The organism is Brevundimonas sp. Leaf280, from assembly GCF_001422455.1.
Classification (GTDB): Bacteria; Pseudomonadota; Alphaproteobacteria; order Caulobacterales; family Caulobacteraceae; genus Brevundimonas.
Genome location: NZ_LMNC01000005.1, coordinates 252,901 through 268,666, shown reverse-complemented (window position 1 = coordinate 268,666; position 15,766 = coordinate 252,901). Strand labels below are relative to the sequence as shown.

Annotated in this window: 16 protein-coding genes and 1 tRNA gene; 8 read left to right on the top strand and 9 right to left on the bottom strand. The window is 66.6% G+C overall.

The window, feature by feature from the left end:
- Positions 1-96: 96 nt before the first annotated feature.
- The 5 genes from ASF31_RS11070 to ASF31_RS11050 all read right to left on the bottom strand — a co-directional run bounded on the left by ASF31_RS11070 (position 97) and on the right by ASF31_RS11050 (position 4,376).
- Positions 97-372 carry a hypothetical protein gene (locus tag ASF31_RS11070; protein ID WP_156356016.1) on the bottom strand — a complete coding sequence of 92 codons (276 nt, stop codon included), beginning with the start codon at positions 370-372 and terminating at the stop codon, positions 97-99.
- Positions 373-835: 463 nt separating this feature from the next.
- On the bottom strand, positions 836-2,869 hold the full coding sequence (locus ASF31_RS11065) for a TonB-dependent receptor (RefSeq protein ID WP_055754688.1): 2,034 nt from the start codon (positions 2,867-2,869) through the stop codon (positions 836-838).
- A 155-nt stretch (positions 2,870-3,024) separates the two neighbouring features.
- Positions 3,025-3,101: transfer RNA gene (locus ASF31_RS11060), tRNA-Arg, on the bottom strand.
- Positions 3,102-3,276: 175 nt separating this feature from the next.
- Positions 3,277-4,074: an SDR family oxidoreductase gene (locus tag ASF31_RS11055; RefSeq protein ID WP_055754687.1), complete on the bottom strand. Its 798-nt coding sequence runs from the start codon at positions 4,072-4,074 to the stop codon at positions 3,277-3,279.
- Positions 4,071-4,376 carry a 4a-hydroxytetrahydrobiopterin dehydratase gene (locus ASF31_RS11050; RefSeq protein WP_082465119.1) on the bottom strand — a complete coding sequence of 102 codons (306 nt, stop codon included), beginning with the start codon at positions 4,374-4,376 and terminating at the stop codon, positions 4,071-4,073. Before ASF31_RS11050 ends, ASF31_RS11055 begins: the two co-directional genes overlap by 4 nt.
- 155 nt (positions 4,377-4,531) lie before the next feature.
- On the opposite strand from ASF31_RS11050, the gene ASF31_RS11045 reads away from it, so the two are divergent.
- The 4 genes from ASF31_RS11045 to ASF31_RS11030 are packed head-to-tail and all read left to right on the top strand — an operon-like array spanning position 4,532 to position 8,129.
- On the top strand, positions 4,532-5,233 hold the full coding sequence (locus ASF31_RS11045) for a Crp/Fnr family transcriptional regulator (RefSeq protein WP_055754686.1): 702 nt from the start codon (positions 4,532-4,534) through the stop codon (positions 5,231-5,233).
- A 51-nt stretch (positions 5,234-5,284) separates the two neighbouring features.
- A complete protein-coding gene (locus ASF31_RS11040) occupies positions 5,285-6,073 on the top strand; it encodes a class I SAM-dependent methyltransferase (protein WP_055754685.1) in 789 nt (262 codons plus the stop codon).
- On the top strand, positions 6,061-7,641 hold the full coding sequence (ubiB, locus tag ASF31_RS11035) for a 2-polyprenylphenol 6-hydroxylase (protein ID WP_055754684.1): 1,581 nt from the start codon (positions 6,061-6,063) through the stop codon (positions 7,639-7,641). The genes ASF31_RS11040 and ubiB overlap by 13 nt, the downstream gene beginning before the upstream one ends.
- A 14-nt stretch (positions 7,642-7,655) precedes the next feature.
- On the top strand, positions 7,656-8,129 hold the full coding sequence (locus ASF31_RS11030) for a hypothetical protein (protein WP_055754683.1): 474 nt from the start codon (positions 7,656-7,658) through the stop codon (positions 8,127-8,129).
- A 3-nt stretch (positions 8,130-8,132) separates the two neighbouring features.
- On the opposite strand, the gene arfB is transcribed toward ASF31_RS11030, so the two are convergent.
- The 4 genes from arfB to ASF31_RS11010 form a co-directional block, all read right to left on the bottom strand.
- Positions 8,133-8,537 (bottom strand): alternative ribosome rescue aminoacyl-tRNA hydrolase ArfB, encoded by a 405-nt coding sequence (gene arfB / locus ASF31_RS11025; RefSeq protein ID WP_055754682.1) that lies wholly within the window; start codon positions 8,535-8,537, stop codon positions 8,133-8,135.
- Positions 8,534-8,992: a YaiI/YqxD family protein gene (locus ASF31_RS11020; protein WP_055754681.1), complete on the bottom strand. Its 459-nt coding sequence runs from the start codon at positions 8,990-8,992 to the stop codon at positions 8,534-8,536. Before ASF31_RS11020 ends, arfB begins: the two co-directional genes overlap by 4 nt.
- A gap of 83 nt (positions 8,993-9,075) precedes the next feature.
- Positions 9,076-10,416 carry an amidohydrolase family protein gene (locus ASF31_RS11015; RefSeq protein WP_055754680.1) on the bottom strand — a complete coding sequence of 447 codons (1,341 nt, stop codon included), beginning with the start codon at positions 10,414-10,416 and terminating at the stop codon, positions 9,076-9,078.
- Positions 10,416-11,894, bottom strand: a complete 1,479-nt coding sequence (locus tag ASF31_RS11010; RefSeq protein ID WP_055754679.1) for an amidohydrolase — start codon at positions 11,892-11,894, stop codon at positions 10,416-10,418. Before ASF31_RS11010 ends, ASF31_RS11015 begins: the two co-directional genes overlap by 1 nt.
- Positions 11,895-12,030: 136 nt before the next feature.
- Between ASF31_RS11010 and trmB the strand changes: the two genes are divergently transcribed.
- The 4 genes from trmB to nusA all read left to right on the top strand — a co-directional run bounded on the left by trmB (position 12,031) and on the right by nusA (position 15,749).
- The gene (gene trmB, locus ASF31_RS11005) at positions 12,031-12,747 is read left to right on the top strand and encodes a tRNA (guanosine(46)-N7)-methyltransferase TrmB (protein WP_055754678.1); all 717 of its coding nucleotides are present in this window, start codon (positions 12,031-12,033) and stop codon (positions 12,745-12,747) included.
- Between the two features lie 35 nt (positions 12,748-12,782).
- Positions 12,783-13,277, top strand: coding sequence for a DUF1993 family protein (locus ASF31_RS11000; RefSeq protein ID WP_055754677.1), 495 nt, complete (start codon positions 12,783-12,785; stop codon positions 13,275-13,277).
- 139 nt (positions 13,278-13,416) lie between these two features.
- A complete protein-coding gene (gene rimP / locus ASF31_RS10995; protein WP_055754676.1) occupies positions 13,417-14,016 on the top strand; it encodes a ribosome maturation factor RimP in 600 nt (199 codons plus the stop codon).
- The gene (nusA, locus tag ASF31_RS10990; RefSeq protein WP_055754675.1) at positions 14,016-15,749 is read left to right on the top strand and encodes a transcription termination factor NusA; all 1,734 of its coding nucleotides are present in this window, start codon (positions 14,016-14,018) and stop codon (positions 15,747-15,749) included. The genes rimP and nusA overlap by 1 nt, the downstream gene beginning before the upstream one ends.
- Positions 15,750-15,766 lie beyond the last annotated feature (17 nt).

Genomic DNA, 15,766 nt, shown 5'->3' with positions numbered 1-15,766 from the left:
CCAAAACACCAAAAAGCCCCACCGCCAAAAGCCGTGGGGCTTTCTGACGTCTGGCGGTCAACTGAGCCGCAAACCTCGAGATCCGGCAGAGGCCAACTACGGCGCCCACTTTAACTTCAGGCCGATCGTGCGAGGCCGTAAAGACGTGATGGACTGGGTGTCGGAAAGGCGGAAAGGGTCGCTGTAGGCCAAGGTGTTGGCTTCGGTGTCGAAGAGAGTGTCCACGAAGACGATCGCTGTCCATCCCGCCGTTCCGACACCGAAGGCGAGCCTTCCCGTGGCGTAATCGCCCATTCGATAATGCTGGCGGCCGCCGAAGGTCAGGCGCGAAGCGCCGACGTAGAAAGGGCCGCCGTCGATTAGAAGATCCAAACGCTCGCCCAGCGAAAGACGCCAACTGAAACCCACAGTCGCCGAGACCCAAGGCGCTCCTGGCAAACTCGCGTCTCGGCGGGAATCAAACCTCGCGCTGGGCGAGGTGATACGTGGGTCGGCGACAAGCCCGTTGGCCAATAGCTCAAGCATCTCAGAGGGACGATGAGCAGACGCGGCTTAGCAGGAACTCGGCACGACGCGGTCGCGCGACTAGATCCCACCGCTTCGCATGACGACGACCGCGATCAGCGTCAGAAAGACGACGGCTGCGGCCGCTATGGCGAGGGCTGTGATGCGAAAGGCGCCGCGTGTCGGCTTGTCGGGTCGGTCTTCGTAGCCGATAGGGACTTTGCGGGGTTCTTTGTCAGTCATAGGCGATCAACGCACGGAGGGGGTTCGCGTTCGCCGACGCGTGTGAGCTTTCGGCGGAGCCTTGGCTGCGCCGAAAGCTCAAGGTTCGTCAGAAGCGGTAGGCGACGCCGACCCGAAGGTTGCGGCCGGGCAGAGGGGCGATGTCCTTGAGGAAGGACACGTGTTCGCGGGCTTCCTCGTCCGTCAGGTTCCGCGCCTCGGCGAACAGGGTGACGTTCTGCTGGGCGAAGGGGCGGACCGCGACCGAGGCGTTGACCAGGGTGTAGTCGTCGGTCGGCAGTTCGAATTCGTTGGCGACGCGGTCCTGTTCGCCGACGTGACGGACCTCGGCGCTGACGTCGAAACGGGTCGAGGTCCAGGCCAGACGGCCAGTGACAGAATAGGGCGGGATCCGCGCGGCAGGGCCGAAGTCCGTCTGGGCGTGGACATAGTCGGCCGCGCCTTCCAGCGACAGTTTGCGATCGCCGTCCTGCCAAAGCGCATAGGCGCCTTCCAGCTCGAAGCCATAGAACTTCGCGTCGGTCTGGACGAACCGATAGATGGGGAAGAACTCGTCCTCTTCCTCGAAGTAGAACTGGTCGCCCGTCGGCCGTTCGTCGATGAAGCCGTTATACCAGGAGTGATAAACGTGCAGATCGCCGGTGAACCGGCCGCGATCATAGTGGGCGGTGCCCTCCAGCGTCGTCACCTTCTCGGAGTTCAGCGTCAGGTCGCCGGTCTCGTAGGCGGCGGTGGCGATGTGGACCCCATCGGCGAACAGTTCGACCTCGCTGGGCGCGCGCTCGTTGTGGGCTAGGCTGAGGCCCAGGAACAGGCCGGTGGTCGGGCGGATGAAGGCGGCGGCAGACGCCGACCAGTTGTCGAACTCGCGCGTGACTTCGCTGGCGCCGCCGATGGGCGTGCCGCTGAGTTCGCGCCGGTCATAGCGCAGGCCGCCCTCGAAACCATTGTTGCCGAGGTCCAGCCGCTGCACCGTATAGAGGCCCAGTTCGTCGATCTTGACGCTGGGCACGAAAGCCTCCTCGCCGATCGCCTCGAAGTTACGCGACAGGGCCTGGACCCCGACGGCGCCGTTCCAGCCGTTGCGTTCGCGCTGCACGAGGTCCGCACGGCCTTCCCAGCCATCGGAGTTGAAGATCGTGCCCGGCTCGCCCACGGCCTCGAACTCGGTGTGGGTGTAGTCGGCATGGCCATAGGAGCCGCGCAGGACCGAGAAGGGGCCGCTGTCGAAACGGTATTCGCTGCGCGCGTCCCACCGCTTTTGGTTCAGCTTGATGAAGACCGATTCCTCGGCGACCGTGCCGTATTCGCTGTCGGTGTTTTTGTAGGAGACGCCAGCGAAACCCTTGTCGCCGATGTAGGAACCGCCGACGCCCCAAGCTTCCAGGTCGGTGTAGCTGTTGGGCTGAGTTCCGGTGTCCTCGCGCGCAAGGCCTTCGGCGGCGGCGCGCCTGGCGGAAATGGCCGGGGCGGGGATGTCATAGTCGTCGGTCTTGCGCTTCACCCCATCGACGTTGAAGGCGAAGTTTCCACCGCCGACGGTCACGCGTCCGAAGGCGCTGCGGCCGTCATCGACGCTGGAAGCCTGGGTGGAGACCACGCCGGACACGCCGCCCTCGGGAATTTCGGTGGGGATGCGATCGTCCAGAACATTGACCACGCCGCCAATGGCCGAGCCGCCATAGACCAGCGTCGCGGGCCCGCGAATGATCTCGATACGATTGGCCTCGGCCGGATCGGTGGCCACGGCGTGGTCGGGCGAGACAGAGCTCGCGTCGATCAGACCGATGCCGTTGGTCAGCACCTGGACGCGCGGGCCGCTGAGGCCGCGAATGACGGGCCGGCTGGCGCCCGGCGCAAAGTCGGTCGAACGGATGCCTGGACGCCCGCTCAGCATATCGCCGAGCGAGGCCGCCGGCGCCGTGGCCAGGGTCTGTTCGTCCACCACGTCCGTCGCGATCACCGAGGCCCGCTGGCTGATGCCATAGGGCGCGCCCGTGACGATGATATCGCCCAACTCCGCCGGGGCTTGCGGAGCGGACTGCGCGGCGGCGGCGCCTGCCAGAATCGTGGAGCCTGCGGCCGCCATGAGCAGGGATCGCGAGACGCTTGAGGGACGCATGGAAAAACTCTCAGCCTGGGGAGGAAGTGACTTGTTACGAGATAACGTCACATAAGCTTTGCGCAATCAAGAACCCGACGACGATTTTGTGTCGGGCGTGTCTCTAGTGGCGCCGCCGGCCGGAGACGAGTCGTGGACTATCTTGAAGGTGAAAATGGCGCACCCGACAGGATTCGAACCTGTGACCTCTGCCTTCGGAGGGCAGCACTCTATCCAGCTGAGCTACGGGTGCGTCGGCCGGCGCGACGCCGGAACAGGCCGCTTACAGCATGGCGCAAGCGGCCTCAATCCCGAATGCGCGGATGACGACCGGATGGCCGCCATCAATCACCGACAAGGAAGGCCAACGGCCTCAAGCAGCGCGAAGCGCGATAGGCCCAAAAAGAAAGCAGTAGGGCGCTCGCGCCCTACTGCGCCGTCATGCCGCCGTCGATCTTGAACTCGGACCCCGTGACGAACTTGGATTCGTCGGACGCCAGATAGAGGACGCAGTAGGCGACGTCGTCGGGTTCGCCGATCCGCTTCAAGGGAATCCCACGCGCGAGGCGCTCGTGCGCCTTGTCCTCGTCCCCGCCGGCCATGGCGATGAAGGGATCCAGGATCGGCGTCTTGATGAAGACGGGATGGACCGAGTTGCAGCGTACGTTCCATTCGGCCTTGGCGGCCTCAAGCGCCAGGGTCTTGGTGTACATCCAGACCGCCGCCTTGGTGGCGTTATAGGCGCCCATGCCGGGGGCGGCCGCGAGCCCTGCGATCGAGGAGATGTTGATGATCGAGGCCGGAGCCGAGGCGCGCAGATGCGGCATGGCGTGTTTGGCCCCCAGCATGATGGAGCGCAGATTGATCTCGTACTGACGCTGCCAGTTCTCGATCGTGTCCTGCTCGACGAAGGCCAGGGGGCCGCCGACGCCGGCGTTGTTGACCAGCACCGACAGGCCGCCGAGATCGGCGACGGCGGCGGCGATCACGCCTTCCCATTCGGCCTCGCTGGCCACGTCGTGGGCATAGGCGAAGGCGGCGTCCGGAATTTCCGCATTGATCCGGCTCGCCAGGGCTTGAGCGCGTGCGGCGTCGATGTCGGTGACGGCGATGCGGGCGCCCTCGCGGGCCAGCATGAAGGCCATGGCTTCGCCCAGGCCGCCGGCCGCGCCGGTGATCAGGGCCGTCTTGCCGGCAACGCGGCCGGGATGCGCGGCGCCGCTCACGACTTCACCCCCATGCCGGCGGCGGCGCCGTCAATGAAGCGGGCCAAGGTCACGTCCTTGTCCGTCACGCCATCGGCGTCGTGGGTGGTGAGCAGGATCTCGACGCGGTCGTAGACATTCGACCATTCGGGATGGTGGTCCATCTTGTCGGCCATCAGTGCGACGCGGGTCATGAAGCCGAAGGCGACGTTGAAATCCGCGAACTTCAGCGTCCGCATGATGGCCGGGCGATTGCCGTCATGCGCTCGCCAGGCGGGCAAATCCTTAAGCGTTTCCGCTACGTCAAGCCGTGTGTCGGTCATCGCGTTTCCTCTTTTTCTTTGGCGTAGGGCGCCTGATGGATGGCGGCAAGCGGCGAAGCCGCGCGGATCCGTCCAGGGAACCCATGGTCAAGCTTGTGCATTGATCGAGCAGCGATCGTCGCTCTTTCGCGTCATCGGTCGCCAGCGGGGTTAGGATGGAAAATCTCTGGATCGCCGCTCTCGATGCGGCCGACCGCAAGCGGATCGAACCGCATTTGAAAGAGCGCGAGATCACGCGCGGCCAAATGCTCTATGACGCCGGCGAGGCGGTCGATCAGGTGTGGTTTCCGATCAAGGGCGTGGTGTCGCTGATGACCATCCTGCCGGATGACAAGATGGTGGAGACGGCCGCCATAGGGCGCGAAGGCCTGATCGGCGTCACCTGCGGGCCGTTCAACGCCCGCGCCGCCAGTCGGGCCATTTCTCAACGCGACGGGATCGCGGCCCATTGCTCGGCCGAGGTGTTCGGCGAGGCGCTGGAAGACAGCGAGACGCTGCGCTCAGCCCTGTCGCGCTTCACCGAAGGCTTGATGGCGCAAGTGCAGCAGGCGGCCGCCTGCAACGCCCAGCATCGGCTGGACGAACGGTTGGCCCGCTGGCTGCTGATGCTCCACGACCGGGCCGAGGACGACCGGATCGATCTGACCCAGGCCGATATCGCCGGCATGCTGGGCGTGCGTCGCGCCACGGTGTCGGAGGTCGGCACGGTGCTGGAGCGCAAGTCGCTGATCCAACGGGGACGCGGCTGGGTCAGGGTCCTGGATCGCGACGGCCTGGAGGCGGCGTCGTGCGGCTGTTACGGCCTGATGCGCGACGTGATGAAGGATTTGAAACTGCCGCAGCCCGAAGCGGCCTGATCGGGTGTCTCATCGGATGACGGGGGCGCTGCGACGCGCTAGACGACGACTATGACCGACGCCTCCTCCCACGGCCCGCATTCGTCGGGTGATCGTTCCTCCTTCGGCTTTCGCGACGTGGATGCGCGCGAGAAGGTGAAGATGGTGCGCGGGGTCTTCGATTCCGTCGCCTCCAACTACGATGTGATGAACGACCTGATGAGCGTGGGCGTCCACCGCATCTGGAAGGATATCGCCGCCGCCAAGCTGAACCCGCGTCCGGGCGAAACCATTCTGGACGTTGCGGGCGGCACCGGCGACATGGCGCGTCGCTATTCCAAGATGGCGCGCGCAGCCCAGGAGCGGCGCGGCGGCGAGGACGCTAATGTCATCGTGCTGGACTACAACGCCGAGATGATCCTGGCCGGCGTCCACAAGGGCGGCGAACCGGAGATGCAGTGGAGCGTCGGCGACGCCATGAACCTGCCGCTGCCGGACGCCTCGGTCGACGCCTATTCGATCAGTTTCGGCATCCGCAACGTGGCTCATATCGACAAGGCCCTGGCCGAGGCGCGCCGGGTGCTGAAGCCGGGCGGCCGGTTCCTGTGCCTTGAGTTCTCGCGTCCCACGACCAGCCCGATCCGCAAGGTCTATGACGCCTGGTCCTTCCACGCCATTCCACGCATCGGCGGCTGGGTCGCCAAGGATCGCGAAAGCTATCAGTATCTGGTCGAAAGCATCCGTCGCTTCCCCGATCAGAATACGTTCAAGGGCATGATTGAGGACGCCGGCTTCCGTCGCGTGTCCGTCACCAATCTGTCGGGCGGGATCGCCGCCATCCATCATGGGTGGGCGATCTGACCAGCCGGATCTATCGCACGGCCCCGCCGCCGCCCGCGACGGTCGCGGTCCAGAACCCGGTTGCGTCCTTCCTGCGCCTGCTGGGCTGGCTGTGGGTCTTGGCGCGTCATGACGCCCTGATCCCGCGCGAGGTGACCCATCTGCTGCCGGCCTGGACGCGGCCGTTCGCCCGGTTCGTGCAACTCTTCTCAGGTCGCGCTGGGCGTCAGGGTCGGCCGGGCCAGAGGCTGGGCAAGGCGTTCGAACATCTGGGCCCCGTGGCGATCAAACTGGGCCAGGTCCTGGCCACCCGCGCCGATATCTTCGGGCTGGAATTCGCGCGCGATCTTGGCCGGTTGAAGGACGCCTTGCCGCCCTTCTCTCTGGAAGAGGCGCGTCGCGAGATCGAGAAATCGCTGGGTCGTCCGGCCGAAAGCCTGTTCATCGACCTCAGCCCGCCGGTCGCCGCCGCCTCCCTGGCCCAGGCGCACCGCGCGACCCTGGCCGATGGGCGGGCCGTCGCGGTCAAGGTGCTGCGGCCGGGGGTCGAGCGGCGGGTCGCCAATGGCCTGGATTCGATGCGTCTGGCCGCCCGGCTGGTCTGGCGGCTCGTGCCGATGGCGCGGCGTCTGGAGCCGTCCGCCTTTGTCGAGACCATCGCCAACTCGCTGGATCTGGAGTTGGACATGCGGCTGGAGGCCGCCGCCGCCAGCGAGATGGCCGAGGTGCTGGCCAAGGACGGATATATGTCCGCGCCGGCCGTGATCTGGGACGGGGTGGGCAAGCGCGTGCTGACGCTGGAGTGGGCGCAAGGCGTGCCCATGACGGATCCGGCGCTGCTGGACCTGCCGGGATTGGACAAGGATCAGCTGGCCGACAATGTCGTGCGCGCCTTCCTGGTCCAGGCGTTGGATCACGGGGTGTTCCACGCCGACCTGCACGAGGGCAATCTGTTCGCCAGCGCGCCGGCCCATCTGACGGCGATCGATTTCGGCATCGTTGGGCGATTGGGCCCGGCCGAGCGGCGCTATCTAGCCGAGATTCTGTGGGGCTTCATCAGCCGCGACTACGACCGGATTTCGCGCGTGCATTTCGAGGCCGGCTACGTCCCGCCGCACCACTCGGTGGAGACCTTCGCCCAGGCTCTGCGCGCGGTCGGCGAGCCGGTGATCGGCCGCGCCGCCAGCCAGGTGTCGATGGGCCGGCTCTTGGGCCAGTTGTTCGAGATCACCGCCCTGTTCGAAATGCGGCTGCGGCCCGAACTGATCCTGCTGCAAAAGACCATGGTCTCGGTCGAGGGCGTGGCGCGGCGGCTGCAACCCGACCACGATCTGTGGAAGGCCGCCCAGCCGGTGGTCGAACGCTGGATCCGCCGCGAGCTGGGACCGCAGGCCCAGGCGCGTGACGCGATCAACGAAATGATCGCCGCCGCCCGCGCTATCTCGCGCCTGGTTCAGGAGCCGCCGCGCCCGGCGGCGGTGGTCATCGAAAAGTCGGGAACTCCGGCTTGGGTGACGGCTTCAGTCACGGTCGCGGTCATCGCGGCCCTGGCGGCCCTGGGCCTTTCGCTCTGGCCCTATCTGACTTGACCGGAGCTTTCGCTATGAAGCCGACCTTGATGAAGACCGCTATTGCAGCCGCCGTGCTGCTGGCGCCCATGCCCGCCTTGGCTCAGGCCGCCGCCGGCGCCGTGCCGAACGGCTTCGACCGCCCGGCTCAAGCCGCAGCGCCTCAAGCACGCCCCGCCGCTGCGCCCGCAACGGCGTCCGCCGCCCAGGCTCCCGACATCGCCCGCTCGGAAGAGGCGCTGCGCGCCGTGATCGCCAGCGCCCAGGGGACCGGCTTCGACTATTCGGATTTCACGATCGGTCTCGGAACCCAGATCCGTCAGCAGGAGGCCCAGGTGGTCCCGCTGATCAAGGGCTTCGGCGCCGTCAAGACGGTCGAATACGTCAAGCAGGAAGGCGAGGCCCAGATGTTCAAGGTCACCTTCGACAATCAGGTCACCGAATGGCTGATCGGCTTCGACGCCGAGGACAAGATCGCCGCCCTGCTGTTCCGCCCGGCCGAGCGCTGATCGTCAGTCCAGCGCCGGCTTGCCACGTCCCGACTTGATCGAGGCGCGGGTCGTCTTGGCCTTGAGGCGTCGTTCCTTCGACGCCTTGGTCGGGCGGGTCGGCACACGATAGACCGGCCGGATCGAGGCCTCGTCCACCATGGCCTGAAGCCGATCGATGGCGTCGGCGCGATTGCGCTCCTGGGTGCGATGGCGGACGGCGGTGATCAGGATCACCCCTTCCAGCGTCAGCCGACTGCCGGCCAGCTTCATCAACCGCGCCTTGACCGGCTCGGTCAGGGAGGGTGAGTTCCTGACGTCGAACCGCATCTGGACGGCGGTCGAGACCTTGTTGACGTTCTGCCCGCCTGGACCGCCCGCGCGGTAGAAGTGAAACTCCAGCTCGTCCTCCGGAATGACGGTGGTCATGTCGCCGCCTTGCGCGCCTTGACCACGGCCTGGTCCAGCGCTTGCAAGAAACGCGAACGGTCGGCGGCCGAGAACGGCGGCGGACCGGATGTGGCCACGCCCATCGACCGCAGATGCTCGCCCACCATTCGTCCGGCAAGGGCCGAGCCGATGGAGTCCGGGGTGAAGGGCTGGCCGTTCGACTTCAGCGCCTGTGCGCCCGACTTCAGACAGCGGTCGGCCAGGGGGATGTCGGCGGTGACGACCACATCGCCCACGCCCGCGCGCTCGGCTATCCAATCGTCGGCGATGTCGGGACCGGCGTCCACCACCACCTGTTCGACCAGCGCCTCGCGCGGAACCTGCATCCAGGTGTTGGAGACGACATAGGTCTTCAGCCCATAGCGGCGGGCGACGCGATACACCTCTTCCTTCACGGGACAGGCGTCGGCGTCGATGTAGAGAACCGTAGGCATGGGCGTGACCTAGCGCGGACGACGCAATTGAAAAAGGGCGGGACCGCGAGGCCCCGCCCTTTCCGTTCAGACCGAGGCGGTCCTCAGTTCCGATAGGCAGGCGGCATCGGCGTCTGCTGGCGGTAACGATCGCGCAGCAGCAGCGGACGGCTGGTCAGGGGTTGTTCGATGCCGTCGACGAAGATGGCCGACGGCTGGCTGAGCGGCTCCAGCGGATCGCCGGACCAGACCACGACGTCGCCCGCAGCGCCCGGTGCGATCTGGCCGAACTGACCGGCCATGCCGAAGATTTTGGCCGGATTGACCGTCAGGGCTGCGATGGCGGCGGCGTAGGGCAGGCCGTGCGAGACGGCGTTGCCCGCGTTGTAACGGGCCTCGCGTGCGCGGTGGGTCGAGCCCTCGTTGCCCTTGATCGCGATGACGACACCCGCCGCGTTCAGAGCCGCTGCGTTTTCCGCCCGCGCCGCCCGCATCTCGAAATCGCTGGGCAGGTTGGAGATGGGGTTCAGCAGCACCGGCACGCCGGCTGCGGCGATGTCGCCGGCGACCAGCCAGCCTTCCTCGGCGCCGTCCAGGATCAGTTTGATCCCTTCCTCGCGCGCCAGGCGCAGCACCTGCTGAATGTCTGAGGCGCGGTGGACCGTCACGATCAGCGGCATCGTCCCGTTGGCGACGGGAATTAAGGCCTCAAGATCGGCGCGCGACAGGCTGAGATCGCGCAGGCCCGCCCGCTCATAGGCCGACTTGTTGCGGGCATAGAGGCGGACCTCCGACAGCGTCTCCTTGAACAGGACGAACTGCGCCCCGCGCGCCCCGCCGGCGATGTCGGCGCCCGCTTCACCGAAGGGGGCGACCATGGCCACGCGCGGCTTGACCAGGATGTTCGAGCCTTGACCCAGGTTTATGATCGCCGCCTGACCCGCGAACAGGCCCGGCGTCTGATAGCCGCCGTCGCCGGCGCCGGCCGTCTCGTCCTCATGCACATGACCGCCGGACGAGCCGGGATGCTGCGGCACGACGATCGCCCGGGTGATGCCGCCCAACCGCGCGACCGGCAGGGTGAAGGACCAGGGGTCAAGGCCGTACGAGATGTCGAAGGCGGCGCTGAGTGTATTGGCGCTGTTGCGCAGTTCGTTGGTGCCGCTGACCGAGCCGACTTCGGTCCCGGCCAGGCCGGAATCCACGGCGACGAAACCGGGCGCGACCGTCTTGCCCGCTGCGTCGATGACGCGGGCGCCGGACGGCGCGCCGCCTGAGCCCACCGAGACGATCTTGCCGTCGCGGATCACGACCGTGCCGTTCTCGATGACGGCGTTGCCGGTCAGGATGCGCCCGCCGACGATGGCGACGGTTTCCTGCGCAAGAGCTGGGGCGGCGAGGGACAGGGCCGCGACGGCGCCCGCGAGGATGTGAGACAGGCGCATCAGCGGGCTCCTTCCGTGACGTTGGCGGCGGTCAGGCCATAGCCCGGCTGACCCAGTTCGAAGTCGCTGGTCGGCTGATAGGCGGGGTTGCTGCGATCAAAGGTCAGGGCGCCGTCGATGAAGACCTGATCGGCGCGGGCGTAGATCGAGAAGGGATCGGCGCTCCAGATCACTACGTCCGCGCGCTTGCCGGGCTCCAGCGACCCGGTCTGGTCGGCGATGCCGATGGCCTTGGCGGCGTTGGAGGTGATCCAGCCGATGGCGTGTTCTTCGGAAATGTTCAGCCCGGCGCGGCGACCGGCCGACAGGGCGGCGGCGGCTTCCTGGTTCAATCGCTGGGTCAGTTCGGCGTCGTCGGAGTGGATGACGGCGCACGATCCCTGCTGGGCGTCCACCAGGGCGGCGTTCTCTTCGATGGCGTCAAGGGCCTCCATCTTGAAGCCCCACCAGCCGGTCCACATGGCCGCGCAGATGCCGTTGGCGGCCAGTTGCGGCGCCAGCTTGTAGGCCTCGGTCGCGTGGTGGAAGGTCGTGATGCGGTAGCCGAACTCCTTGGCCATATCCATCATCAGCGCCATCTCGTCGGCGCGGTAGCAGTGGTTCTGGATCAGGATCGACCCGTCCAGAACCCCCATCAGGGTCTCGTTCTGCAGGTTGCGGGTCGGGGCGGCGCCTTCGCCGTCCTCGCGCCACTTGTCCCATTTGGCCTTGTAGTCGCGTGCGGCGATGAAGGCGGCGCGATAGCCGGCCATATTGCCCATGCCCGTCGCCGGGCTTTGGTTGCGGCCGCCATAGACGCGCGACGGGTTCTCGCCGCAGGCCATCTTGACCGTATAGGGCGCGGCCGGGAACTTCAGCCCCTGCATGGTGATCGAGGGCACGTTGCGGATCGTGACGCCGCGTCCGCCGAACAGATTGGCTGAGCCGGGCAGGATGTGAAGCGTGGTGACGCCGCCGGCGCGGGCGGTGTTGAAGCCCGGATCCTGGGGCCACAGCGAATGTTCGGCCCAGACCTGGGCGGTGTTCGGGCTGGTCGCCTCGTTGCCGTCGCTCATGCCGCTGACGCCGGGCGACGGATAGACGCCCAGGTGGCTGTGCACGTCGATGACGCCGGGGGTGACATAACGGCCGCGCGCTTCGACGACGCGATAGCCGGAAGGGACGGGGGTCGAGGCGTCGCCGACGGCGGCGATCCGGCCGTCCGTGACCACGACCACGCCGTTCTCGATTTTGCGATCCGTGCCGGTCAGGACGGTGGCGCCGACCACGGCGAAGTTCTCGCGCGGCAATGGCTGATAGGTGGAGGGATAGGGATCCAGCGTCGTCGCGGGATCGAGACCGGCGGCCAGGGTCCGGTCCTTCGACGGTTTCGCGGCCGTATCATCAGGGGTCTGGCCGGTGGTGGCGCAGGCCGACAGACCCAGCACGGCGCATATAATGGCCGCGAGGCTGACGCCCCGCAGATGATGTCCGATCATCGAAATCCCTCTCCCGCGATGCGTCAGCCCCGACGCCGCTTGTGACCGGCATAGAAGGGCGTTCGGCCGCGACCGTCAAAAGGTTTCGGCGTTCGTCTTCTGGACGCCCGCAGCCGCGACGGCTAACGGCAGGCGCATGAACGCCGATGACCGTCCCGAGGACGAAAACCCGCATCTCGACCGCCCGCTGCGATCGTTCGGCCGCATCAAGGCCCGCCCCATCAAGCCCCGCCAGGCGGCATTGATGGAGACCCTGCTGCCCGAGATCGCCGTGCCCGATCCCAAGGCCGGGCCGCTGGATCCCAAGACGATGATGCCCGAGGCGACCAAGGTCTGGCTGGAGATCGGCTTCGGCGGCGGCGAACATATGGCCGCCCAGGCGGCGACGCGGCCCGACGCCTTGGTGATCGGCTGCGAACCCTTCCTGAACGGCGTGGCCTCGGCCCTGCGCCATGTCGAAGAGGGCGGGCTGAAGAACGTACGGATCCACGCTGACGACGCCCGCGACCTGGTCGACGCCCTGCCGGACGCTTCGATCGACCGGGTTCTGATCCTGTTCCCCGACCCCTGGCACAAGGCGCGCCACAACAAGCGCCGCCTGCTGCAGAACGAGACGGCCCAGGCCTTCGCACGCATCCTGAAGCCTGGCGGGACCTTGCGCTTCGTCACCGATTGGCTGGACTACGCCGAATGGGCTTTGGAACGGCTGAACCGCACGCCGGGACTGGAGCGGATCGGCGCGGCCGGCCAGGACTGGTTCGTCCCGCCTGCCGATCACGTCGTGACGCGCTACGAAGAAAAGAAGCTTGGCGACACGACCCCGGTCTTCCTTGAATATCGGCGCGTCGATTAGCAGCTAAGGGGTCGTTCCAACCGGACCTGACCTCCATGGCCTTTTCGATCTACGACGCCTCGGCGCCCGTCTTTGTGCGTACGCTGAACAATCTGTCGGCCTTGCTCGACAAGGCGCTTGCTCAGGGGTTCGATGAGGCCGCCCTGATGGAGGCGCGTCTCGCCCCGGACATGAATCCGTTCCCAGCCCAGGTGCGCACGGCGGCGTTTTCGGCGCGGGCCTGCGTCGCCCGGTTGGTCGGACAGGAGTGGCCCAAGACGGACGATACCGAAGCGTCGTTCGCCGAGCTGAAGGCCACCATCGCTCTGTCGATCGCCTATATCGAAAGCGTGCCCCGCGATGCATTCGAGGGCGCCGAGACGCGCGAAGTGGTGCTGAAATTCCCCGGCGGGCAGCACGAGTTCAACGGCGTCGATTATCTGACCGGGTTTGCGCTGCCGAACTTCTTTTTCCACGTCACCATGACCTACGCCCTGTTGCGCGCGGCGGGCGTCGAGATCGGCAAGCGCGACTATCTGGGGCCCCGCTGACGGCGCGTTTGATCGCGGGGGGCTGACAACCCCTTTCGGTTGGCCTATATGGCGCTCACATCGTTAGACCGGCGTCCAACGGCGTCGTTCCAAGCGGCGGCCCGGACGGACCGCCGCTTTTGTTTTGGATAGTCGTCGCTTGCGCGCAAGAACCGCCCAGGATCGCCAACTGCTGGACCTAATCGACCCCATCGCGGAGTCGTTGGGCCTGGACGTCGTGCGCGTGCGCCTGATGACCGGCTCCAAACGTCAGCGCCTCCAGATCATGGCCGAGCGGCCGTCCGACCACGACATCTCGGTCGAACAATGCGCCAAGCTGAGCCGCGCGGTGTCGGAAGTGTTCGACGCCGCCGACCCCATCCCCGGCGAATATATGCTGGAGGTGTCGTCGCCCGGCATCGACCGGCCCTTGACCCGTCCCATCGACTTCGACCTGTTCGAGGGCGAGGAGGCGCGTCTGGAAACGGACCGGATGATCGAGGGCCGCAAGCGGTTCAAGGGCGTGCTGGCCGGCTATGAGCACGGCAACGTTTTGATCGACCTGGACGGCGAGGACGACACCGCCCTGATCCCCTTCGACTGGCTAAGCGACGCGAAGCTGGTCCTGACCGACGCCCTGATGAAACGGGGCGCCGCCATTCGCGCCGCACGCGGCGAACCCGAAGACGACGGCCTTCCCGAAGGGGAAGCCTCCGACCTGACAACCGACACCACGACCCCTTCTGAGGACAACGCCTGATGGCCGTCACCGGTATTTCCGCCAACCGCCTCGAACTGCTGCAGATCGCCGAGGCCGTGGCCCGCGAGAAGAACATCGAGCGCGAGATCGTCATCGAGGCGATCGAAGAAGCGATCCAGAAGGGCGCAAAGTCGCGCTACGGCGCGCACCACGACATCCGCGCCAAGATCGACCACAAGACCGGCGAGCTGTCGCTGACCCGTCACGTCACCATCGTCGAGGACGAATGGATGCCGGAAGACGAGCTGGAAGAATTCAACGACAGCGCCATGGTGCGCCTGAAGGACGCCTCCAAGCGCGATCCGGAGGCGGTGGTCGGCAAGGAATACGTCGAGAACCTGCCGCCGTTCGAGTTCGGTCGCGTTCAGACCCAGATGGCCCGCCAGGTCGTGACCGGAAAGGTCCGCGAGGCCGAGCGCGCCAACCAGTACGAAGAGTTCAAGGATCGCGTCGGCGAGATCGTCAACGGCACGGTCAAGCGCGTCGAATACGGCAACACCATCGTCGACCTCGGCCGGGGCGAAGGCGTCATGCGCCGCGACCAGTCCATCCCGCGCGAAGTGTTCAACATCGGCGACCGGATCCGCACCTACATCTACGACGTCCGGCCCGAGGCCAAGGGCCCGCAGGTCATGCTGTCGCGCGCCCACCCTGGCTTCATGGCCAAGCTGTTCGCCCAGGAAGTGCCGGAAGTTTATGACGGCGTGATCGAGATCCGCGCCGCCGCCCGCGACAGCGGTTCGCGCGCCAAGATGGCCGTCCTGTCGAACGACAGCTCCATCGACCCCGTCGGCGCCTGCGTTGGCATGCGCGGCTCGCGCGTGCAGGCGGTGGTCGCCGAGCTGCAGGGCGAGAAGATCGACATCATCCAGTGGAATCCGGATGAGCCGACCTTCATCGTCAACGCCCTGGCCCCGGCCGAAGTCTCCAAGGTCGTGCTGGACGAAGAAGCCGGCCGCGTCGAAGTGGTCGTGCCGGACGAGCAGCTGTCGCTGGCCATCGGCCGTCGCGGCCAGAACGTCCGCCTGGCCTCGCAACTGACCGGCTGGCAGATCGACATCATCACCGAGGCTCAGGACTCCGAGCGTCGTCAGCGCGAGTTCGCCGAGCGCACCGGCCTGTTCCAGGAAGCCCTGGACGTCGACGAAGTCATCGCCCAGCTGCTGGTCACCGAAGGCTTCGCCACGGTCGAAGACCTGGCCTACGTCGATCCGTACGAAGTCTCCGAGATCGAAGGCTTCGACGAAGAGACCGCTGAAGAGCTTCAGGCCCGCGCCCGCGAATATCTGGACAAGAAAGCCGCCGAGCTGGACGCCAAGCGCGTCGAACTGGGCGTCGAGGACGGCGTGCTTCAGGTGCCGGGCGTCACCCTGCCCATCGCCGTCGCCCTGGGCGAAGGCGGCGTGAAGACGGTCGAGGATCTGGCCGACCTGGCCACCGACGAAATCCGCGGCGGCTATGAGGTCAAGAACGGCGAGCGGGTGAAGGTCCCCGGCGTGCTGGAAAGCTTCAACCTGGCGCAAGAAGACGCCGAGCTGCTGATCCTGCAGGCGCGCGTGGCCGCCGGCTGGATCGACGCTTCGGAACTGCCGCAGCCCGAGCCGGAAGAGTACGAAGAAGAGGGCGACTACGCCGAGGGCGAATACGATCCGGACCAGGTGTTCGGCGACGCGCCTGCCGAAGACGACGCGGCCGAGGGCAAAGAGTCCGACGCCGAACCGTCGAACGCGTGATGGGAGACCTGGCCACA